The sequence below is a fragment of the Planococcus notacanthi genome (assembly GCF_030407825.1).
Lineage (GTDB): Bacteria > Bacillota > Bacilli > Bacillales_A > Planococcaceae > Planococcus > Planococcus notacanthi.
On record NZ_JASDCQ010000001.1, the window covers coordinates 1 to 22,264 of the forward strand.

Below are 22,264 nucleotides of genomic sequence, written 5' to 3' on the forward strand. Positions count from 1 at the left end.
TTTTTTTTTTTTTTTTTGTTTTTTTTTTTTTGTTGGGGCCCCCCCCCCCCCCCCCCCCAAAAAAACACAAACAATTCCTACATGAACAAGTTGTTCTCTTACCTGCATAACTCACTTCTTTACCTGCACTCCATCTGTACCTTAAAAGGTCAAACCCATGAATGGAAGCTATTCGCATGGCGAACAGCCAGGCATAAGGAGCAATGCATCCTATTGAAGCGTAGCTCACACCCAGCGATCGATCTTTCAACCACTATGAATGCTATTTTGTCTCTTATTTTTCCGGTATTCGTGTAGAAACGCAGAAACTGCATGTAGAGAAGCAACTAGTTAAGGTAGAAGCATCGCCTAACTCCGGTAGAAACCTAAATAGATCATGTACAACCACCAATTCATCCTGTACAACCACAAAAACTACATTTAGCCTCGTACACGCTAAGGGAAGGCGCGTGCACCACCGCTGCCGAGCGTTTCCAGAACCCCACGCCACCTCTCTACTTCAACAAAACACAGTATTTATATATTCCCGAACCCCAAGCTGAGCCGCGTCCACGGAGGGGACGGAGCGATAAGACTGGCAAGCGGAGCGCTGCCCGGCTTATGGCGGGAGTCCCCTCCAGAGCGGCCGAAGCGACTTATAGAACCCTACAATAAATCCACTAATAAAAGGAAAAAACCAGAGCCTCCTAAAACCCAAACTACCTAAAAAATTCGAAGGGAATTAACAAATAAGATAGCTTTGGAACCATGGACTTTTGGTTGATTAACTGGAAAAATAAAGTTGACTTAATTATTTGATAATTTAGATAAGAAATCCAGTTAAAGGAGGAATAAATATGAAGAAAGTATTAATCAGACTGGCGATTTTGTTATTAATGGTCAGCAGCCTGGGCGGATTCAATAATGCGCAAGTTGCGGCAGCGCCGGAACCAGATCCGGAAGTCAAGCTTGCCCAGACGCTGCTGAAGCCGGAATCGCCGAAAGAAACAGTGAGGGTCATCATCGAACTGAAAGAAGAGCCGACCATTGAAACGGCGACTGCAAAAGGCGTGCTCTATAAGGAGCTGCCCGAAAACCAGAAACAGCAGATCGAAGCGGCAGCGATAGCCAAGCAGGAGACGGCGCAGGCAGCCATCACGGATGTGGCACCGAAAATTGATTTTCTCCAAACCTTCACGGCTGTTTTCAACGGATTTTCTGCGGAAGTTGAGGCGGGGCAGGTAGCGGAAATCGCCGAACTGCCGAATGTTAAAGCCGTATATGAAGCGACCGAGTACAAGCGGCCGGAAATCAAACCGACCATGAAATATTCCAAAGAGCTCGTTCAGGCGCAGCAGGCTTGGCGCGATTATGGCTTTAAAGGAGAAGGCATGGTCGTGGGCGTCATCGATACGGGCATCGACCCAACGCATCAGGACATGGTGCTGACCAATAACACCACGGCTGCGTTGACGCAAGCGGAAGTGGAATCATTTGTCTCGAGCAGTGAAATCGAAGAAGGCAAATTCTTTACGCCGAAAGTGCCGTTCGGCTACAACTACATGGACGCCAATACGGAAATCCGCGACATCGCACCGAACGCATCGATGCACGGCATGCACGTAGCGGGTACGATCGGCGCCAACGGCAATGAAACGAACGGCGGACTGAAAGGCGTCGCGCCGGAAACGCAATTGCTGGCTTTGAAAGTCTTCGGCAATGATGCCAATTCGGCTTCGACGTTCGGCGACATCTACATCAAAGCGATCGACGACTCCATCAAACTGGGGGCGGACGTCATCAATATGTCACTTGGGGCAACAGCTGGATTCGTCGACACGTCGAGCCCTGAGCAGCAGGCGGTGGAACGCGCCACCAATAACGGCATCCTGGTCGCCATTTCTGCAGGAAATGAAGACTTGCGGGGATCGGGATTCCTGGCACCGTTCGCGGAAAATCAGGATTACGGCCTGGTCGGAAATCCGGGCATTTCCATTGATTCATTGGGCGTGGCTTCATTTGAAAACAGCGTCATCACCACCGACAGCTTTGTTTATCAAGTAGACGGTGCCGAAGCGGGGCGGGCACTTTACTTGCTGGCGAACGGAGCCGAGCCGGAAAAACTGCCGGCCAAATCACATGAAGTGGTCTATGCCGGCATTGGCCAGCCCGCAGATTTTGAAGGGAAAGACGTCAAAGGCAAATTCGTCTTGATTGCTCGCGGCACCATTTCGTTTGCGGAAAAAGGGATTGCGGCACAAGACGCGGGTGCGGCAGGCGTCATCATCTACAACAACACCACGGGACCGGTCAATATGGAAGCTGATCCGTTTATCACCATTCCGTTCATGTCGACGCTTCAGGCGGATGGACTGGCAATGAAAGCGGCATTGGATGCTAAGAAAAAAGTAACCGTCGTCTTTGATGGCAAAAACTTGGAAATGGCGAATCCGAATGCCGGCAAGATGAGTGACTTCACCTCTTGGGGGCCGACGCCGAATTTGGATTTCAAACCGGAAATCACCGCTCCAGGCGGCAACATCTTCTCGACGTTCAATGACAATGAATACGGCCTGATGAGCGGGACGTCGATGGCAGCACCGCATGTGGCAGGAGGATCGGCGCTGATGTTCCAGCGCATCGAAGAACTTGATTTAGAGGGCAGGGACCGCGTGGGATTTGCGAAAAACCTGCTGATGAACACGGCCAATCCGGTGGAATTGGTGGCGGGCCAATTTGTGTCGCCGCGCCGCCAGGGAGCAGGGCTGATGCAATTGCATGACGCGCTGTCCACAGACGTCATGCTGACAGACCAGCGGACGGGCGAAGCCAAAGTCGCGTTGAAGGAAATCCAGAATAACCGGATGACCTTTACACTGGAGGCCATGAATTTCTCGGATACAGCAGCGACTTACGCAGTAAACGTCAATGCCCAAACCGATTACGTCACGAAGCATCCAGAGCGGAAAATCGACATCACCGACCCGAACCGCTCCGGCTCGAACGTCATTACGGACCTGGTCAATATCACTGCACCCGAAACTGTGACAGTGCCGGCGAACGGTGTAGCGGAAATCGAAGTGACGATCGATGCCGCGGCGTTGCAGGGACGCCCTGAATTCGCAGCGTTCACCAACGGATTTTTCATTGACGGCTTTATTACCTTAACGGATGGCAATGAAGAAGTGAGCGGCAATACGCCACTTGTTGTGCCGTACTTCGGCTTTAACGGAGGATGGGACGATGCGCCGATTTTCGACGATGTGGCATGGGATGCCGGAACGTTTTACGGAACGACATTCCTGACCGATGAATTCGGCCTGATCATCAACGGCGGCAGCCACCAGCAAGGCTTCGTGCCCGAACGCTTCGCCTTTTCACCGAATGGCGACGGCAGTCGAGAGTCGGTCATTCCGGTATTTTCCCTACTGCGGAACGCCAAACAATTGGAAGTGAACGTGCTGGATGAAAGCGGCAAGAAATTGCGGACCTTGCAGACCGGCAAAAACCTGATCAAGAATTTCTCGGAGGTCTTCCCATATTATTACGATCCGCTCAATGAATGGAACGGGGAAGTGCTCGGCGAACCGGTGGCGGACGGCAAGTACCAGATTGAGATGCGCGCCGTCATTGATTATCCGGATGCGGAATGGCAAACCTTGACGATGCCGATCCTGGTCGACACCGTGTCTCCGGCAGCAGTCGCAGCACTCAATAAAGAAACCAAAACAGTGACGGTATCGAGCTTTGCAGATAACGCAGCAGGCAGTGGACCTGACCGTTGGGAAGTATTCCATAACGGCGTCGAGCTGACCGAAAACCAGGAAACCTTTGAAGACGAATCACTGTCGCCAAGCACCACCAGCTACATCGTGCCGGTCGACATCAAGGAAGGCGACGTCCTGAAAGCCGTTTTCCATGACACGGCTGGCAATAGAACGGAAGTTCCATTGACCGGTGCCGTGGACGATACCGACAAACCGGCCATCAGCCTCATCTATCCGGGATTGTTTGAAGTATCGAACACCCGGCAAGTCGGCGTCTTTGGCATCATTGAAGACAGTTCACGCATTGTTTCCGTAACAGTCAACGGCGAAAAAGCCGATCGCTTTGACGGCTTCTTCTTCGATCATACCTTGACGCTCGACGATGGCCGCCACGACATTTTCGTCCAAGCCATCGACGAATCCGGCAACAACCTTGAAATACGCAGCCAAGTACTGGTCGACACGCAGCCGGCTGCCATCGAACTGCTCGATGTGCCGGAGACCACAGCGGGCGAAGACAGCGCTGAAGTGACGTTCAACGTGACAGACAATATGGACGCCATCAAGGTTTACCTGACCGACAGCGAAGTCTACAGCCACGACATGACAGAGCCTTACGGCGAAGCAGCATTCAACGAAGACATCACCATCACCGTCCCTGTCAGCAAAACAGGCGAAAACGACTTCACCTTGAAAGTGGTGGACGCAGCGGGACATATCACGGAAGAGAGCTTCACGATCACAAAATAATGCATGGACAAAAGCCGGGGGAAATCCTCCCGGCTTTTTGTTTGCGTGCCTGGCACGCAAACAATTCAAACACAATTCAAAAAAATTTTTTGAAGCCAGGATCCGGCAATTTTCACGGTTTTTAATGGCGAAAACCCATTTTTGACCTCTTTATCCATCCTCAAATATAAGTTATTCCCTTTTTGCAATAATTGACGGGGATTGATGTTCTTTCTATTATAGAAAAAAGGTTCAAAGGAGGAGTGTGATAAAGTGGGAAGAAACCGGCGCATTTGGAATCCGGATGCATATGAACACGTCGTCATGAGAGGCAATAACAGGCAGGCAATTTTTCAAGAAGAAGCAGACAAAGCCGCTTTCTTCAGAATATTGATCTATGTCCATACTAAACATCCTTTTACGATTCTGGCGTATTGCCTGATGACCAACCATTATCATATGTTGCTGCGCTCGCCCGAAGTGCCGTTGGGAAAAGTGATGGCCCTTATTAACAAACGGTACAGTGATTATTACAAGAAGAAATACAATTATAGCGGTTACTTTTACGAAAGCCGCTACTACTCCGGCAAAGCCATCACGCATAAAAGCATTCTTGCCATCAGCCGCTACATCCACAGGAACCCCCTCAATACCACTGAGCCGATGGTGAAAGATATGAGGGAATATCGGTACAGCTCCTATCGGTACTATGCAGATTCTCTCTTTTCCCCATATGAATTCCTCGATTTAACGTACCTGCCCATAATTTTACCTCCACCTTATTCCAGTTGCCTCGCAGATTATTTGTTGTACTGCGAACAGGCGGATCTTGAATTGAGCGAGAATTGTTTGGGTGCCTGGCACCCAAACAATATATAATAGAAGAAAAAAGGGGGGAAACCCTATGCAAAAGAAACTCCCTGGAATTTTGAGCGGTTGCCTGATAATCATAGGCGTTTGCGTATTGCTGGTAATCGGGATGATCGCTTGGATCTATCTCAATTATGCTAAAGATTCTCAAGCTGAATCAAAGGCCGAAGACCAGGAAATGAAGGCATTTATCGAAGAGAAATATGGCATGGAAGCCAAAATCATCGATGAAACCGAAGCGAATTTTGTAGACGGACATAGCTACCGATTGGCGTTTGAAGGCCAGGAAGATTTGGTGTTCACCGTCACCGAACACGTGGACAATTATGCCACCATTTACCGCGACGACTATCAAGTTGTCCTCGCCACCCATGAAACGCAGCAGCAAATTGAAGACCTGATGCCGCAGCTGGAAGAACTCGGATTCACCACCCCTTCAAAAGGGAAAATGGTCGAACATCTCTTGAAGGAAATCACAACAGGGGACAAGGTCCGCTTTCTCACACTGGACAGCGAACATAGTTACGAAACACACGAAACGGCTGAAATTGAAGCATTGACAGAACTTCTCGGACTCGTGAGAGAAAACAATTTGGACATTCAAGTGATCCGGATACCGAGCCGGCAAGACGATTCCGCTACAGGAATGGACTTGCGTGAAATGGATGGCATTGAAAACGCCGAACAAGTGGAAGCATATCTCGTCAAGAGACTCCTCAGTGATTTGGGTCCCGCGAGTAAACGGATGCAAACCAAGTGGCAGGACGCAGCTGCTCAAGCAGAAACCGGGCGTTTCCGCTTCTATGACCAGTGGCAAGAACAATGGATCAGCTGCCAGGAAGTGAATGATACCGGAGACTGCACCAATCTATTGGCAAATGTCACCTTCGAACCGGGCCAGCTTAGCCAAAAGAACCTTCAACTCGAAGAGGACCTGGACGCCATCTTCGGTTTCTTCGACAGCATCACGCCTAAACTGACTACCGTCGACCTGCTGCTGGTCGATCCGGAGCGGGAAGGCGACCCGGTGCGCTTCTTTTTGGCGGAACGCGCAAACTACGACTCCACTGAACAATTGATCCAGGATCTGGTGAAAGACTGAAAAGCCGGGAGAAACTCTCCCGGCTTTTTCTCGTGGAATTGTTTGTGAATTGTTTGGGTGCCTGGCACCCAAACAATTCGCCAGATGGTTATAATAGAAGGAAAAGAGGGTAAAGCCGTTGAAAAGGTCTGTAACAAATTCCATTTTAAATCAACAAAACGCTATTTGAGTGAAACTATCAGTCAATCTGTCCGTCTATACTAAAACCACAACGAAAAAAGTGAGTTGATTGCAATGACCCGACAACCATCACAGAAGATGAAAAACACCAATCGAATCATCGCCGTTTTGTCGATCGTCTTGCTGCTGGTGATCGGCCTCGGTGCTTATTTGCTGTTGGGCTCAGAAGATCCGGTTCCCGAAACTGCAACACAACAGCCGGCTGAACCCTTAGAAACGAGCCAGCAGATCCCTGAAGCGGAAATTGAGCTCGCCTCCATGATCGCCAACGCCAAAACACATGTCTACACGCTCTACACGGATCTTGAGCAAGGCTCCGGCTTTCTGATCAACAACCAAGGCGACATTCTGACCAATGCCCATGTAGTGCTGGATGCGTCCTACGTGACCGTCAAAAACAGCGACGGCCAGGAATTCAACGGCAACATCATCGGCATATCCGAAACCCAGGATCTCGCTCTAGTCCGCGTCAACGAACTGGCGGGCAAAGAACCTCTGGAAATTGAAATGGAACCTGTCGATATCGGCACACCCGTTGTCGCCATCGGCAGCCCGGGCGACCAAAGCAATACAGCCACGACCGGTGAAATCACCGCAACCGATCTCGACTTCATGGACCAATTCGAATACACAGGCCTCTATGAAATGAGTGCAGAAATATCCCAGGGCTCCAGCGGCGGGCCACTCATTGCCGCCGACACCGGCAAGATCCTTGGCATCAACTCGATCATCCTTGAGGAAAAACCGGGCTCCGGCTACACCATCCCAATCTACACCGTCTGGGACCAGCTGACCGAGTGGGTTGAAAACCCGACGCTTCCAGAAGGAGAGGAAGTCGTCCTGCAGGATGTCAAAGATGCCTATTTTGCGGAAGACCTGCTGGAGAACTTCATTGCCGCCTATTACGAAATCATTCCCTATACGCTGAACGACGCGGAATCCACCTACTACCTGTCGTTTGTTTTGCCAGGCAGTGAAGCACAAGAAGAATCCGCCGAGCTGATCGAAGAAAAAGCAAACCTGGACCGCATCTACGACACCGTCGAGCCAACCATCACCGCCATCGAAATCAATGAAGACAGCGCAACCGTCGAGGCCGAAGCCGACTTCACTTACCACGACAAAACGAGCGGCGAATCCTCCACTGTGTCGCACGAAGGCATCTACACGGTGGTGATTGATGAATACGGAGATTATCAAATTGAGGATATTGTAAATGAATAAAAAACAGGTCCACTTTGTGGGTCTGTTTTTTTATGCTGCATGACGAATTTGTAATTCTACATCATCTATTTTTATTTCTACATGAGTAAGGTGATGCTGCTACCTGAACTAATCGCTTTTCTAGATGAAGTTTCTGGGTTTCTACACGAATTACGCAAGTATGAGAGGGGAGAGTGAATTGTGTGCGTGCCAGGCACGCGCACAATTCCTTATACCAGCTGTTCGCGTGCGAACAGCTTCCATTCAGTCGGTTGAACTTTTATGTAAGAGCTCTAATTCAGGTAAGAAAGGGGGAAATGCAGGTAAAGGAGCAACCAGTTCAAGTAGGAGGATGACTTATCCTTATAACGGCTCCAATAGTTCATGTAGAAACCATTCCTATGAAGATAGAAGTTGTGTGCGTGCCAGGCACGCGCGCAACTATAGCCCGAGTTAGTTCGACGCAAGCCCCCTGGAAAGCGTCTGCCTGGAGCGATTTCTTCACCCCAACACCAAAATAAAAAGGGGACCTGCGAACACCTGCTATCAGCAGACACTCGGGTCACCCTTTGAGATACCTATTTAGAAGCGCTTGTAGCTGTGGAATTTCTTGCCCCAGTATGGATCGTTCATGCTTTTGACTTCTGCTTTCGCTCCGCCTGCGTGTACGAACTGGTTGTTGCCGATGTAAATCCCTACGTGAGAGATCCCAGCGCGGTACGTGTTAGCAAAGAATACCAAGTCGCCTGGTTGTGGGTTGCTGACTTTGTAAGTTTCAGCGTACTGTGAAGTCGTTGTGCGTGATACGTTTTTGCCTGCTTTTTTGAATGCGTATTGAACAAATCCACTGCAGTCAAATCCTGAAGTTGTTGTGCCGCCGAATTTGTATGGAATGCCTTTAAGTGCAAGTGCTGCTGAAACGACTGAAGAGGAAGAAGCTGTTTTCACAGAAGCTTTCTTAACAGTTGTTTTGGTAAGCAATGTGCTTAGGACCCAACCTGATTTACCGTTGACTTTCACTTTGTACCAAGTCGCTTTGCCGACTTTCTTTTGGTGAGTCGCTGTTGCGATTGACCCTTTTTTAGCCATTGTCACGACTTTGTATTTTGTTCCTGCATCAGCACGAACGTTTGAGTTGTATTTCATTTTGAATGTACCTGATTTGGCAGTTGCTTTGCTTGCGGCAACTTGCTCCACAGTAGCAGTTTCAGAAGTTTCATATGATGAAGTTACGTTGTTTTGTGTAGTTTGTGCTGCTTGTACGTCCGTGGTTGAGTTAGCAAATAGCAATGATCCGGCTGCAAGTAAAGTAAAGACTAGTTTTTTCATTATTGTTGGTTCCTCCAGTTTTTATTATCCAAGTATATGAATTAATAATATTTTGCTCTGCCATTTACTATATAGACAGAACGTGTTAAAAACAACGTCAATTCAATTGCAGTTATATTACAGTTGTATAACAAAAAGAATTCAGCCTCCAAAACCCTTTAACAGAAGGGTTTTGAGCGATCGAAAAAAATGAGAAAAAGGTTTATTTCTATGAAAATTGGGTTTTTATTTGAAAAAGAGGGCTCTTTGTTACGTTAAATCTCCTAATAAATCCAAATTTTAATTTCCTTCCAGCTTTATTTTATCTATGCAAAGCGAAAAAACTACAAAGGTATTTTAGACAAAGCTGGCAATAAAAGTACAAGGTAATACTTTCGCAATTTTTTATTAAAAAAATAATTTACTATCTTAATTATAAGAAAACTTTGGTTACTATAACTTTTATCCAGTCAATTTTGACAGAAACCAGTAAACTTCTTACAATTAAAATAATTAGAAAATTTAGAAAGTGGGTATGGAAATGAGGAAAGTTCTTGCCATTGATGGTGGGGGAGTGCGGGGCATCATCCCGGCGATGGTGCTGGCAGAAATCGAAAAACAGACCGGCAAGCCGATTGCCGAACTGTTTGATCTGGTTGTCGGGACATCAACTGGCGGGATCCTGGCGCTTGGATTGGTTGCCCCAGACAGAAATAAAGAAACAGAGCCACGTTATTCCGCAACACAGCTTCTGCAATTTTATTTAGAGGAATCTCACGAAATCTTCGATAAATCACTGTTCTTCAAAATCACCCGCGGCATTTTCACGCGGCGCTACCACGCACGGGCACTTGAAAAAGCGTTGAAAAAATACTTTGGGCATACGATGCTTTCCGAGGCGCTGGTGAACGTGGTGGTTCCGAGCTATGAAATCCACGGGCGCTATACTGCTTTTTTCAAAAGTGGGGATATCCGGACGAAGAAAATTGAAAGAGACGTGCTCATGCGGGACGTTGCCCGCGCCGGAAGCGCCGCCCCGACTTATTTTGTGCCGAAGAAAATCAAAGAATACCCGGATGCCACGTTTATCGACGGCGCCGTGTTCGCCAACAATCCGGCGATGTGCGCCTACGCCGAAGCCAAAGAACTGTTTTCTGACGAAGATCTGCTGGTGGTATCGCTCGGAACCGGAAATCCCCAGCTGAGCATCGATTTCGAACGCTTCAGAACCTGGGGGCTGCTCGGCTGGGCGCGTCCGCTCTGGTATATCCTCATGGACGGCAGCTCAGACGTCGTCGATTACCAGCTGGATTTCGTCCTGCCCGAGCGGGACAAGGCAAAGCGCTATTACCGTTTCCAAATCGAACTTCTGCAGCCGGGCACCGAACAACTCGATGACGGTTCCGAACAAAACCTCAACGCCCTGGTTGAACTCGGCCAGCAGCTCTTGGACGAACGCCGTGACGAAATCGTTCAACTGTGCCGGCAGTTAGTGGAATAAAACTTGTCATACACTTGTAATCAATTCGTATTGGATTGCAGCCTCAAAACACGCTAAACTGATGGAGGAAATTAAGAATTGAATTGTGTGGGTGCCTGGCACCCACACAATAACATACCCATATACATAAAAAGGAGTTGCCCACATGGCCAGAAGATACGACTATATGGATTGGCTGCGGGCCTTGTCAATTTTTGTGGTCGTCGGCATCCATGTAGTATCAAAAATCATCAACAACACCACCACCGACGACTGGATCTGGCATTTCGCCAATATGTTTGATGCCGGCCTGCGTTGGTGCGTGCCGGTATTCTTCATGCTCAGCGGCGCATTGCTGCTGACGCGTGACAAAGAAGAAAGCGTCAGCGAATTCCTGAAAAAGCGCTTGTCGAAAGTCGTCATTCCGCTCATCTTCTGGAGTTTCATCTATACGCTTTACAACATCTACGAGCTGGGAGAATCCTATACTGCCTACGAAATCCTCGTCCAGTTTCTGACCGATGACATCTATTACCACTTGTGGTTCCTGTACACCATCACCGGCCTGTACATCATGGCACCGTTCCTGAAACTGCTCGTCGTCCACATGGACAAGAAAACTTTCCAGGCCTTCCTGTTGTTCTGGATCATCTTTTCATGCTTCCTGCCGTTTCTGCCGAAGTTCTTCGAATTTGAACTCGCCTTAACGCCCGGTTTATTCGAACCCTACATCGGCTACTTCCTGCTCGGCGCGTACCTGGTGCTCTACCCGGTGCCCAAAAAGTACTTACTGCCGCTCGGCATACTTGCCATCGCCAGCTACTTCGTGACGCTGTGGGGGACCTATTACCTGAACGCCGGATTGCCCGCAGACGAATTCGACGACTTCTTCTACGAGCATTACCGCCCGAACGCCTTGTTCATCACGCTGTTCATCTTCATCGGTTTCCAGCACATGAGCAAAAAAATCAAACCGAACGCCCTGATCACCCGAATTAGCACCGCCACATTCGGCATTTACGTCATCCACCCGCTCATCCAGATTTACCTGAATAAATTCTTCGGGCTCAATGAAACCACCTTCAATCCCATCATCAGCGTGCCGTTCGTCTGGCTGTTGATTTTCATCATCTCGTTCGGCATCATCCTGGCTATGCAAAAACTGCCGGTAGTCAACCGGCTTGTGCCGTAGAAAAAGCAAACCCGCCTTCTCGAGAGAAGGCGGGTTTTAGTGCTGGAATTGTGTGCGTGCCTGGCACGCACACAATAATTAGAAAGGAGTTTGCATAAAATAGAAGTAGATAAAGACATAGAACAGCAAGATCGCCACCAATAAAACCGTCGATCCCACAATCCATTTCTCATCCTTTTGCCGGGTCCCATGGACGATGCCGGCAATTGCTGCGAATAAAAGAAGAATACTCAGGAACATGCCATCCCTCCTCGTCAGCCAACTAGCTTTGGCTCCAGTATAGCACGCAGGGAGTCTTGCATTCCTACCTGAAGAATTGGCCGTTCTACCTCATCAAAACGAGTTTCTTCTATAGAAAGGAGATGCTCTTACCTGACATACTCACTTCTCTACATGAAGTCTTCACGTTTCTACACGAATCTAACAAAAACCCATCAAAAACTGGCTTTCTCCACGAGTGAGGGCTGGCTCACTGTGTGTGAACAACGAGTTGCCAGAAAGCGCAGCCCCTTATCCCAAGCTGTTCGCCGCGCGAACAGCTTCCATTCCCGCTCTTGAACTTTTATAGAACAGCTCGAATGCAGGTAAGAAAGGAGAATGTAGAGGTAAAGGAGCAACTAGTTCATGTATAGAATCGAATAGTCAGCGTAGAAAGATGACATGTTCAGGTAGACGCCCCAAAAGTTGTGGTAGAAACATGATTTGTTCAAATAGAAATTGCGCGGGTGCCAGGCACCCACACAATAGGCACCCACACACTATCAGAACCCAATCACCCCACACATAAATTTACATCCCCCACACCAAACTTTAACAATAATTAGGTCTCCTCACACATTCCATTTCGGTAACCGAAAGGTATACTGGAATTGACCCGCAATTCTAACTACGAGGAGATGGACAGATGACAATCCAGAAAAAGCTTACAGCCGTAACCGCAGCATCCGTTTTAGCCATGAGCAGCTTATTGGCTGCAGTACCTGCGCTCGCAGCACCAGATGCACCTGCTAAAGGCCAAGGAAACGGCAACGGCTGGGGCAAAGGCGGCAATCCCAAGAACGCGCAGGAAGTCTCGCTGCAGATTCTCGGCACTTCCGACCTTCATACCAATTTCGTCAACTACGATTACTACCAGGACAAAATCTCCAACGCACTCGGCCTCGCCAAAACCGGCATCTTGATCGAGCAGGCCCGTGAAGAAAACAGCAACACACTCCTATTCGATAACGGCGACCTGATCCAAGGCACGCCATTCGGCGGCTACAAAGTCACACAAGATCCGCTCGGTGAAGACGAACTGCACCCAGCGTACGCCGCACTCGAATCACTCGATTTCGATGCCTCGACGCTCGGCAATCATGAATTCAACTTTGGCCTCGATTACCTGGACAATGCACTCGAAGAAGCGCCGTTCCCGGTCCTCAACGCCAACGTCTATGATGCCGAAACCGGCGAAAACCGCTACAACCCTTACACCATCATCGACAAAAAAGTCGTTGACAGCAAAGGCCGCAAACACACCATCCAAGTCGGCGTCATCGGCGTCGTGGCTCCGCAAATCATGAAATGGGACCGCGCCAACCTGGACGGCAAAGTCGTCGCTGAAGACGCCGTCGAATCCGTCGAGAAATTCCTGCCGGAAGTCGAAAAAGCAGGCGCTGACGTGGTCGTCGTCCTGTCGCACTCAGGGATGGGTGACGAAACACACGAAGTGGGGGAAGAAGACATTACCTATCAGCTGACGGAAGTGGAAGGCGTTGACGCCATCATCACCGGCCACAACCATGACCTGTTCCCAGGCTCGTATTCAGAATTAGCCAACGTCGACCAGGAAAACGGCCTGATCAACGGCACACCTGTGGTGATGCCTGGTAAATTCGGCAGCCATTTGGGCGTCATCGATCTGACACTCGTGAAAAAAGGCAACGAATGGGACATCTCTAACGAAAAAGCAGAGCTGCGTGCCATTGATTCCACTACAGATGAAGTAGCGGAACAAGTCGTTGAAGCCGTCAAGGAAACACATGAAGGAACCATCGAATACGTCCGCAGCCCGGTCGGCGAAACCACCGCGCCGATCAACAGCTATTTTTCATTAGTAAAAGACGATCCATCAATCCAGATCGTCAACAACGCCCAAAGCTGGTATGTCGACCAAAAGAGAAAAAACACAGCCAATGAGGACTTGCCACTGTTGTCAGCAGCAGCACCATTTAAAGCTGGCGGACGCAACGGCGGCGATTATTACACCAACATCGCAACCGGCCAAATCGCCATCAAAAACGTCGCAGACCTGTATGTTTTCGACAACACCGTGTTCGCCTTGAAACTGACAGGAGCGGACTTGAAAGAATGGCTGGAGATGTCAGCCGGCCAATTCCTGCAAATCGACCCGGCAGCAACCGGCGAACAGCAGCTCATCAACCCGGATTTCCGTACCTACAATTTTGATGTCATCGATGGCGTAACCTACGAAATCGACATCACACAGCCAGCCAAATACGATGCAGACGGCAACACCGTCAACGAAACCGCAAGCCGCATCAAGAACCTGTCTTACCAAGGCACAGCCGTAGCAGCTGACCAGGAATTCCTGGTCGTCACAAACAACTACCGCGCAAGCGGCAACTTCCCAGGCGTCCGGAACGCAACGGAAACCATCGATTACGCCTACGAAAACCGCCAAGTAATCCAGGATTACATGGAAGAAGTCGGCACAATCGATCCATCAGCAGACAACAACTGGTCATTCACACCAATCACAGGCGACCCGAACCTGGTCTTTGAAACCTCAGCAGCAGCCCGAACCCTGATTCCCGCAGACAGCGGCATCAGCTACCTCGAAGCAGCAGCCAACGGTTTTGCCAAATACGGATTGGATCTCAAGTAAAAGAAGCAAGCATCCTATATATGGGGTGCTTGTTTTTCTATTGTATGGGAATTGTGTGGGTGCCTGGCACCCACACAATAGGCACCCGCTATCAGCCGCTTCGGCCGCTCTGGAGAGGACTCCCGCAATAAGCCAGGCAGCGCTTCGCTTGCCAGTCTTATAGCTCCGTCCCCTCCGTTGCCGCGGCTCAGCTTGGAATGTAGGGGATAGTAGACAACTTATCGAGTTTGGAGTAAATAAGGTGTGTGAAGTTCTGGTCACGCTCGACAGCGATGGTGCACGCGTCGTCGCTTGGTGTGATGCAGTTTTTAGGGTTCTACATGGTTTTATCCCGCTTTTACCGGAGTAAGGGGATGTTTCTACCTTAACAAGTTGCTTCTCTACATGAAGTTTCTGTGTTCCTACAAGAATTTAGTAAAAATAGGAGAGAAAATAGTGAATTCAAAGTGAAAAAGATCAATCACTGTGTGTGAGAGACACCCTGCAAGAACATGTAGATTCTTATACCAGGCTGTTCGCCGCGCGAACAGCTTCCATTCAAGGTCTCGAACTTTTAAAGAACAGCTCGAATTCAGGTAAGGAAGGAGATTGTGCAGGTAAGGGGATAACTTGTTCATGTACAAACTAAAAATAGTCAGGTAGCCATATCAAATTTTCACTTAAGACCCCCAAAAAGGAACTTAGAACTACGAATTCTACATGTAAAAGCATCCAACTCCTCACTAACTTACCTCCACAATCCAAAAACCAATAGCCGTCCGCTGCGCTCCTCCAACATGCCCGCTTTTCGCAAATTGTGTGGGTGCCAGGCACCCACACAATAACAGTTACACTGCTCCTCGCACCACATACAAAAAAGAAGCCCTATAGAGAAAGAGCGTAAGGTGGCGATTCCTGGAACGCGGCAGCTGGCCCGCGACGTCCTGTCGCGCCAGCCGCATGACCGGCATCCTGCCCGCCCGAAAGCGTCCCTCTGAAGCGATGTCTCTACCCACTCTCTCACTCGCCTAACACTTCAACCCCAACATCGTTGCCACCACTCACTTCTAATCTATAAGAACTAATATCCACTACAACCACATAAAATTAACCTTCCAACAAATTAATTAACATTTAATATTTTCCATTTATAGAAATAGTCATGACTATTTCTAAAAAATCTGTATCGAAAGACTGGTAATTTTTATAAATAGTACTGCAATTTATCCATTTACGAGGTATAATAATTAAATATTTAGAAAACAGAATCTTTTAACCTAGTTTTAACATTACCCTCCTAGGATTAAGAGTATTCCTGGTACAAAAGGAGTGGAGGACTAGTCTATAGTGCTCAATAACTCCATTTAACAAACATTCCAGCAAGGGAGGTGAAAGGCTATGAGCGCCAAGACCATACTTGTCACTGGGGGCCATGGATTTATCGGGTCGAACATGATCCGTTATTATTTGAACAAATACCCCGACTACCAATTGATCAACATCGACTACAACACCGTCGCTGCCCATCCGGAGAACATCGATTGCCCCGAGCATTCAGCACGCTACGCCTTTCATCGCGTAGATATCCGGAATGCCTATGCCATCAATCACATATTCGAGCAATACGACATAACCGACGTTCTCCATTTCGCCGCAGAAACGCGCGATGCCAATCGTGTCGGTGAAATCCGTCTCTACGAACAAACCAATGTGCTTGGACTGGAGAACCTATTGCACGCGGCGCACAACGCTTGGATGGAAAATGACCATCAGCCGAAAGCAGAATACACGGCATCCCGTTTCCACCATATTTCATTGGCGCACAATGAAAACAACAACCTCTACAGCATCAGTAAAGGCAACGCCGATGAACTGGTGGAGAAGTTCCACAAGAAGACCGGCTTAAACATCGTCACTACCGCCAGCCCGGAAGCATTTGGTCCCATGCAGCAGGAAGATGAAATGATTCCGGGAATGATCCTTAAAGCGCTTAACAATGAATCTTTGCTCTCCACTGCAAACAGCAACAAAACACGCGACTGGCTGTTCATCGCAGACTTATGTGAAGCCATCGATACTATCTTCCATCTGGGAGACGCCGGGCAGTTTTATGAAATCGGTTTCAATGTCCGACTGACGGACAACGCACTTGCCGAGCAGATCCACACCATGCTTTCAAATGATTTCCCGGGAAATAAAGGCACGCTTAAAGATAAATTGCTCCACTCCAAAGCGTCTTTCATCTCACAGCCAAAAGTTCTCGGTTTCGCACCATTCACGTTATTCGAAAACGGTCTGCGCACAACGCTCGACTGGTATTTTAAAAAATACAAACAAGCAAGTTTCCTAAAGAACAGCTAGATCCAATTCCATCAGATGAGGTGACCGCATGATTAACTTTAGCAATAATCATTTCTTTCAATTAACCAAGCAGACGCATTCAATCAAATCGATTGCGTTGATACATAAAAACATGAAGCCGGGCGGCGTGGAAATGCTGGTGGTCCGGATGGTCAAATGGCTTAGCGACAACGACTACAACGTTACTTTGTTCTTGTACAGCAGCGGCGGCCCTTTGATTCGCCAGTTGGAAACGCTCAAAAACGTCACCATATTAGTCGATGAAGACCCAAGCGATCCTTCCATTAATATGTGGCTTGCTACGAAGATGCTGACCAAACGCTTCGCTGAACCATTTGACCTTGTCTATTCGTTCAGCCCGATGTCGTTCTTACTTTCTTATCTCGTACCTGCGAAAAAGCGCATGTCCGGCGTCTACCATCCGGAAAGCTACAAACACGAAAGCGTGAGCAGCGTCGTCAAATTCCTCAAGCTGATTGATCCGAAGTTTTACCAAAAATTAATGTTCATGAATCCGTCCATTAAACAGCTAACAGAAGAGGCGATTGGGGAGCGTGTAAACGATACCATTTTCCCAATGCCGTTGGACTTCTGTTCGGATACAAAAACCTTGGGCAACTTTAATTCGCGGCGCATCGTCTCTATTGGTCAGCTGTCCCATTTCCGTACCTATAACTATTATATGGTCGACATCATGGAAAGGCTGATCCAAATCGATCCGGAATTCACTTACCATATTTACGGTACAGGACAAGGAGAAGACGATCTGCGCAATAAAATCGCCAGCTCTCCGGCTTGTGACCACATCTTTATGCACGGCGCCTTTACGTATGAAGACAAAAAACGTGCCTTGCAGAATACATTCTGTTTTGTCGGCATGGGGGTTTCCCTCATTGAAGCGGCAGGCTGCGGTATTCCAGCCATCACCACCAAAATTAACGACCCCAACGGATTGAGCAAAGGCTTTCTCCATCAATTGCCGCCATACGAAAGCGGAGATACATTGAATGAAGACAAAGAACTTATATTTGTAGAAGCGCAAATTGAAAAACTGCTGTCGAGCCAAAAGGAATATAAGAAAATCTCCAGATGCGACCGCGTGAAAGCGGGGGAATTTGAAAGCAATCAAGTGATGGAGAAGTTCATCAGGGAAGCAGAAATGAAACCATACATGATCCGGTTGCATTAGACAAACTAGTACAGTGAAAATCAGTTTAGTATCTGAAAGTTTGATTATTGACAAATTAAGTGAAAATAGCAGGAATTTATATTAATAAATATGTAATTTAGACTAGTATTATAGGGTGAATGGAACTATAATGGAAATACAAGCAGGGGGAAGCTACACAAGACCTAGTTGAGACTAATAGAAAGTGAGATGAAGGGCTTATGATGGAATACGACGCTTATAGAGAAAAAGTAGAGCGACAGCATAACAAAGCCTTAGTAGAAGTCATGAAAGACCTCTACATCAAGGAAGATTTAGGGCCATCGGTGAGTGCTAAGAGATTAGGAATGACACGCCAAGCCTTTATGCATTTTGTTCATGAATACGATCTGAAAAAATTAAAGTTCGGCGAATATAAAAAAAAAGTGATGATTTTCTCAGCGAGCCAGATGGTCCGCTAAGTTAAATCACTAATCAAAGCCCGCTTCCTGATCGACAGGAGCGGGTTTTTGTGTGGGGAGAATTGAGCGGGTGCCAGGCACCCGCGCAATTCCCATACAATTTACAGAACCCCTCGAACATACTCCGAAATCTCTTTATTGATGGCTATTTGTAGGATCTCAGCTTGGGAGCACGTCCCTGTGTCGGCCACAAATTGAGGGGCATTTGAGTCCGACACAGGGACGATAACGGGTGAGCCACAAATTGAAGGACATTTGTGTCTCACCTCGGCAACCCGCAAATCCAGGCCGATTCTTCTCTCCAAGCGAAGGCGTGTGCACCATCACGCCGAGCGATTTGAGAGCCACACCCACTTTACTCCCACACAAATCACAAGGTTGCTGCGTATTCCTTGAAAACCAAGCGGCAGGTGCGTCCAGGAATGGACGGAGCGATAAGACTGGCAAGCGAAGCGTGGCCCGGCTTATCGCGGGAGTCCATTCCAGAGCACCAGAGCGATTTATAGAACCGTACAAAACCACTTTTCCAACTCTATATTCTTTTCAATGAGTAACATCCCAGCTGGGGAGCACGTCCCTGTGTCGGCCACAAATTGAGGGGCATTTGAGTCCGACACAGGGACGGCAACGGGTGAGCCACAAATTGGGGAATATTTGTGTCTCACCCCAGCAACCATAAAACCTTCTCAAACGGTCATCCCATCCAAGCGCCGGCGCGTGCACCATTGCTGCCAAGCGATTCCAGAACCACTCTCTCACTTCTCCTACACATAGAAAGTTTGCTGAGTATTCCACAACCACCAAGCTGAGGCGCGTAACCGGGCTGGGCGGAGCTGTGAGACGAGTGCTCTTCTCGGCTCATGGCGTGAGCCATGCCCTAAGCGACCGAAGCGACTTACAGAAACGGACAAAACAAAAGAGCACAGCCCCGGAACGGGGTTGCGCTCTTAATACTTACATCTCCAAATGCTCTTTCAACGTCGACTGGATCTCTGCCAACTCAGCATCATCCATCATGTAATACCAGATGCCATTAATCGTTTCACCGTAACCATCTTCCACAATCATTTGGTCGACTGTGCCGATCGCATCGCGGTAATTCGATTGGACATCCATCATCTCATCGAACGTCATGTTCGTGCGAACGTTATCACCAAGTGCAGTAAAGATATCCTTATAGTTCAACAAGCTGTTAACCGAAGCGCCTTCTTTCATAATCGCTTGGATCACTTGCTTCTGGCGGTTCTGGCGGCCGAAGTCGCCTTCTGGATCCTGCTTGCGCATTCTCACGTAACCTAATGCTTCGTCGCCGTTCAACTGAATCGTGCCTGCAGGATAGTCATCGAAAGCCATCGTGTTGTTGACTTCCACACCGCCGACTGCATCCACAATGTCCTTAAATCCTTCCATATTCACTTGCATCACATAGTCAATCGGAATATCCAACAAGTTTTCCACTGTGTCCAATGACATTTCAATGCCACCAAATGCATAAGCGTGGTTAATCTTATCCGTTGTGCCGCGTCCGACAATTTCCGTATACGTGTCACGTGGGATGGAGACCATCTTCGTGGATTTCTCTGCCGGATTAATGGTCATCACAACCACTGTATCCGAACGGCCACGATCGTCTTCACGTTCATCCACACCCAGCAGCAAGACAGAGAACGGATCTTGTTCGGTTAACGAAAGTTCCTGGTCCGTCGCGCGTTTTTCTGAAGCTTCGCGGTCGATCGGTTCATGCATTTCATCAAGTGTGTTAGTAAAACTGTTATATACCGTAAACAAGTAAATGCCAAGACCGATAACAATCAATCCAAGAATCCCGACAACCCACGGCCATTTTTTCTTCTTGTTCTTTTTCTCTCTTCTGCCCATCAAAAATTGCCCCTTTTATTCAGCGATAAAATACGCTTCAAGTTCTTCTGCCCATAATTCTGCGCCTTTGTCGTTCGGAAGTCCATCTTCAGTCAAAAAATCTTTCAACTTGTCGTCATCTGTATCCGGCCATGCGGACCAGTGGTCAATATAAGCGTAATCGTAAATCGCTGCAAATTCTTCCAACGCAGAAACCTGTGCTAAATAATAGCCAGCACCATAAATCGGCTGCGGAGGATGAAGCACTACGATAGCATCTTCCACTTCAGCGGTCACAGCATCTTTAAACTCACCAATATGTTCACGTTCCTGCTCGATTGCAATGCGGTCATTGTTCATCAACGTCATCGGCTCAAGCAAAACGATGTCATAGCCAGCAGACAAATCGACCTTGCCGCCGATTAATGCTTCAGATGTTCCTGTTAATGGTAGAATGTCCACTTCAATGAAATCTTCATAACTTGTTTCCAGCGATCTCTTCAAGCGTTCTGCATATCCAGGAGTACCTGAATCCAGTGCAGCTGAACCGGCTATCAAGAGCTGCACAGTTTCGCCTTCATCACTGCGTTCTATCAGCAAGTCCTGTACTTCTTTATCGGCATTTGCCGATAAATCCTTAACGTTCACAGAAATGTCACTAACTGGTTTCTTTTTTTGGGTTGTTTCTTTTTTCTCACTGGTCTGCGCTACAGCTTCTTCTGGTTGTTCCAATACGTTTTCCAGTTTATTTTGCCAAGTTAAGTAGCTAAATACTAGTGCAATTACACAAATAATGACAGCAAGTACAGCTCCAATTTTATACAATTTCATGGAATGCTCCTTTCAAAAAACACCTTTTCATACAAATAAAGATAGCATAAATCATTCTAATAGCCTATAAAACATTTTAAAATTGGAAGTTCTTTCGACTCTTACCTATGCTATACTATTTTAAGTTGTTTATGAATCAAAAATGATAAGAAATTGAAAATAAAAGGAGATATTCACTACATGGAAGAAACCATCAGTTTACAAGACCTCTTTAAAACCCTGAAAAAACGGGCCGGGTTGATCGCACTTATGACCATTTTAGCTATTACCATTGCAGGAGTTATATCATTTTTAGTCCTGACACCGATGTATCAGACTTCTACGCAAATCTTGGTTAACCAGGAAGCTTCAGAAGCTGCCCAATTAACGAACCAAAATATCCAAACCGATCTGCAATTGATCAATACATATTCAGTCATCATCAAAAGTCCGGCCATCTTAGATGAAGTAGCAAGCCAGTTAGACCTTGATATGTCGGTCGAGCAGCTCAACAGCAAAATCACTGTCGCGACTGCTGAAAACTCACAAGTAGTTAACGTTACGGTTCAAGACGAAGATCCTGCACTTGCAGTCGACATCGCTAATACAACGGCCAAAGTATTTGAAAGTGAAATCTCTGATTTGATGAGCGTCGATAACGTCTCGATCTTGTCGCCCGCTGTACTGAAAGAAAACCCATCACCGGTCGCACCGAATCCGATGCTGAACATGGCTATTGCGGCTGTCATCGGCTTGATGCTTGGAGTAGGGATTGCCTTCCTATTGGAATACCTAGATACATCCATCAAGAACGAACAAGATATTGAAGACATCCTTGGCGTACCTTTGCTTGGTGTCATTTCTCCTATTAAAGAAGAAGCAAAGTTAGACGAACCAACTACCTCATCCAGAAGAAAGGCGGTGTAAC

The 22,264-nt window shown here is 47.7% G+C and carries 15 protein-coding genes; 11 read left to right on the forward strand and 4 right to left on the reverse strand.

Annotated features, from left to right (window positions below):
• Nucleotides 1-836: 836 nt before the first annotated feature.
• The 4 genes from QMA01_RS00005 to QMA01_RS00020 all read left to right on the forward strand — a co-directional run bounded on the left by QMA01_RS00005 (nt 837) and on the right by QMA01_RS00020 (nt 7,851).
• Nucleotides 837-4,496 (forward strand): S8 family serine peptidase, encoded by a 3,660-nt coding sequence (locus QMA01_RS00005; protein WP_290213997.1) that lies wholly within the window; start codon nt 837-839, stop codon nt 4,494-4,496.
• Between the two features lie 252 nt (nt 4,497-4,748).
• Complete coding sequence (locus tag QMA01_RS00010) at nt 4,749-5,354, forward strand: transposase (RefSeq protein ID WP_290213998.1); 606 nt, start codon at nt 4,749-4,751, stop codon at nt 5,352-5,354.
• Between the two features lie 25 nt (nt 5,355-5,379).
• On the forward strand, nt 5,380-6,447 hold the full coding sequence (locus tag QMA01_RS00015; RefSeq protein WP_290213999.1) for a hypothetical protein: 1,068 nt from the start codon (nt 5,380-5,382) through the stop codon (nt 6,445-6,447).
• Nucleotides 6,448-6,681: 234 nt separating this feature from the next.
• On the forward strand, nt 6,682-7,851 hold the full coding sequence (locus tag QMA01_RS00020; protein ID WP_290214000.1) for a trypsin-like peptidase domain-containing protein: 1,170 nt from the start codon (nt 6,682-6,684) through the stop codon (nt 7,849-7,851).
• Nucleotides 7,852-8,412: 561 nt separating this feature from the next.
• Here the strand turns inward: QMA01_RS00020 and QMA01_RS00025 are convergent.
• Nucleotides 8,413-9,159 carry a C40 family peptidase gene (locus QMA01_RS00025; RefSeq protein ID WP_290187176.1) on the reverse strand — a complete coding sequence of 249 codons (747 nt, stop codon included), beginning with the start codon at nt 9,157-9,159 and terminating at the stop codon, nt 8,413-8,415.
• A 520-nt stretch (nt 9,160-9,679) separates the two neighbouring features.
• On the opposite strand from QMA01_RS00025, the gene QMA01_RS00030 reads away from it, so the two are divergent.
• Nucleotides 9,680-10,639 (forward strand): patatin-like phospholipase family protein, encoded by a 960-nt coding sequence (locus QMA01_RS00030; RefSeq protein WP_290214001.1) that lies wholly within the window; start codon nt 9,680-9,682, stop codon nt 10,637-10,639.
• 166 nt (nt 10,640-10,805) lie between these two features.
• Complete coding sequence (locus QMA01_RS00035; RefSeq protein WP_290214639.1) at nt 10,806-11,810, forward strand: acyltransferase; 1,005 nt, start codon at nt 10,806-10,808, stop codon at nt 11,808-11,810.
• A gap of 78 nt (nt 11,811-11,888) precedes the next feature.
• Here the strand turns inward: QMA01_RS00035 and QMA01_RS00040 are convergent, their stop codons facing one another.
• Nucleotides 11,889-12,050, reverse strand: a complete 162-nt coding sequence (locus QMA01_RS00040) for a hypothetical protein (protein ID WP_191713608.1) — start codon at nt 12,048-12,050, stop codon at nt 11,889-11,891.
• A 664-nt stretch (nt 12,051-12,714) separates the two neighbouring features.
• On the opposite strand from QMA01_RS00040, the gene QMA01_RS00045 reads away from it, so the two are divergent.
• From QMA01_RS00045 to QMA01_RS00060, 4 genes are all read left to right on the forward strand, one after another.
• Complete coding sequence (locus QMA01_RS00045; protein ID WP_290214002.1) at nt 12,715-14,700, forward strand: bifunctional 2',3'-cyclic-nucleotide 2'-phosphodiesterase/3'-nucleotidase; 1,986 nt, start codon at nt 12,715-12,717, stop codon at nt 14,698-14,700.
• A 1,377-nt stretch (nt 14,701-16,077) separates the two neighbouring features.
• Nucleotides 16,078-17,040, forward strand: coding sequence for a GDP-mannose 4,6-dehydratase (locus QMA01_RS00050; protein WP_290214003.1), 963 nt, complete (start codon nt 16,078-16,080; stop codon nt 17,038-17,040).
• 28 nt (nt 17,041-17,068) lie between these two features.
• Nucleotides 17,069-18,229 carry a glycosyltransferase gene (locus QMA01_RS00055; RefSeq protein ID WP_290214004.1) on the forward strand — a complete coding sequence of 387 codons (1,161 nt, stop codon included), beginning with the start codon at nt 17,069-17,071 and terminating at the stop codon, nt 18,227-18,229.
• A 200-nt stretch (nt 18,230-18,429) separates the two neighbouring features.
• Nucleotides 18,430-18,669, forward strand: a complete 240-nt coding sequence (locus tag QMA01_RS00060) for a hypothetical protein (RefSeq protein ID WP_290214005.1) — start codon at nt 18,430-18,432, stop codon at nt 18,667-18,669.
• Between the two features lie 954 nt (nt 18,670-19,623).
• Here QMA01_RS00060 and QMA01_RS00065 read toward each other — a convergent pair.
• Both QMA01_RS00065 and QMA01_RS00070 read right to left on the reverse strand, forming a co-directional pair.
• Nucleotides 19,624-20,547: an LCP family glycopolymer transferase gene (locus QMA01_RS00065; RefSeq protein ID WP_290214006.1), complete on the reverse strand. Its 924-nt coding sequence runs from the start codon at nt 20,545-20,547 to the stop codon at nt 19,624-19,626.
• 15 nt (nt 20,548-20,562) lie between these two features.
• Nucleotides 20,563-21,357, reverse strand: a complete 795-nt coding sequence (locus tag QMA01_RS00070) for an SGNH/GDSL hydrolase family protein (RefSeq protein ID WP_290214007.1) — start codon at nt 21,355-21,357, stop codon at nt 20,563-20,565.
• A 180-nt stretch (nt 21,358-21,537) separates the two neighbouring features.
• Between QMA01_RS00070 and QMA01_RS00075 the strand changes: the two genes are divergently transcribed.
• Entirely contained in the window at nt 21,538-22,263 is a 726-nt protein-coding gene (locus QMA01_RS00075; protein ID WP_290214008.1) for a YveK family protein, read from the forward strand.
• Nucleotide 22,264: the final 1 nt, after the last annotated feature.

Bases quoted from the DNA above. Each gene is read 5' to 3' on its own strand.
- QMA01_RS00020 (WP_290214000.1), top strand. From the start codon at position 6,682: ATGACCCGACAACCATCACAGAAGATGAAAAACACCAATCGAATCATC.
- QMA01_RS00055 (WP_290214004.1), top strand. From the start codon at position 17,069: ATGATTAACTTTAGCAATAATCATTTCTTTCAATTAACCAAGCAGACG.
- QMA01_RS00040 (WP_191713608.1), bottom strand. From the start codon at position 12,050: ATGTTCCTGAGTATTCTTCTTTTATTCGCAGCAATTGCCGGCATCGTC.
- QMA01_RS00050 (WP_290214003.1), top strand. From the start codon at position 16,078: ATGAGCGCCAAGACCATACTTGTCACTGGGGGCCATGGATTTATCGGG.
- QMA01_RS00060 (WP_290214005.1), top strand. From the start codon at position 18,430: ATGATGGAATACGACGCTTATAGAGAAAAAGTAGAGCGACAGCATAAC.
- QMA01_RS00030 (WP_290214001.1), top strand. From the start codon at position 9,680: ATGAGGAAAGTTCTTGCCATTGATGGTGGGGGAGTGCGGGGCATCATC.
- QMA01_RS00005 (WP_290213997.1), top strand. From the start codon at position 837: ATGAAGAAAGTATTAATCAGACTGGCGATTTTGTTATTAATGGTCAGC.
- QMA01_RS00015 (WP_290213999.1), top strand. From the start codon at position 5,380: ATGCAAAAGAAACTCCCTGGAATTTTGAGCGGTTGCCTGATAATCATA.
- QMA01_RS00025 (WP_290187176.1), bottom strand. From the start codon at position 9,159: ATGAAAAAACTAGTCTTTACTTTACTTGCAGCCGGATCATTGCTATTT.
- QMA01_RS00075 (WP_290214008.1), top strand. From the start codon at position 21,538: ATGGAAGAAACCATCAGTTTACAAGACCTCTTTAAAACCCTGAAAAAA.
- QMA01_RS00035 (WP_290214639.1), top strand. From the start codon at position 10,806: ATGGATTGGCTGCGGGCCTTGTCAATTTTTGTGGTCGTCGGCATCCAT.
- QMA01_RS00070 (WP_290214007.1), bottom strand. From the start codon at position 21,357: ATGAAATTGTATAAAATTGGAGCTGTACTTGCTGTCATTATTTGTGTA.
- QMA01_RS00065 (WP_290214006.1), bottom strand. From the start codon at position 20,547: ATGGGCAGAAGAGAGAAAAAGAACAAGAAGAAAAAATGGCCGTGGGTT.
- QMA01_RS00045 (WP_290214002.1), top strand. From the start codon at position 12,715: ATGACAATCCAGAAAAAGCTTACAGCCGTAACCGCAGCATCCGTTTTA.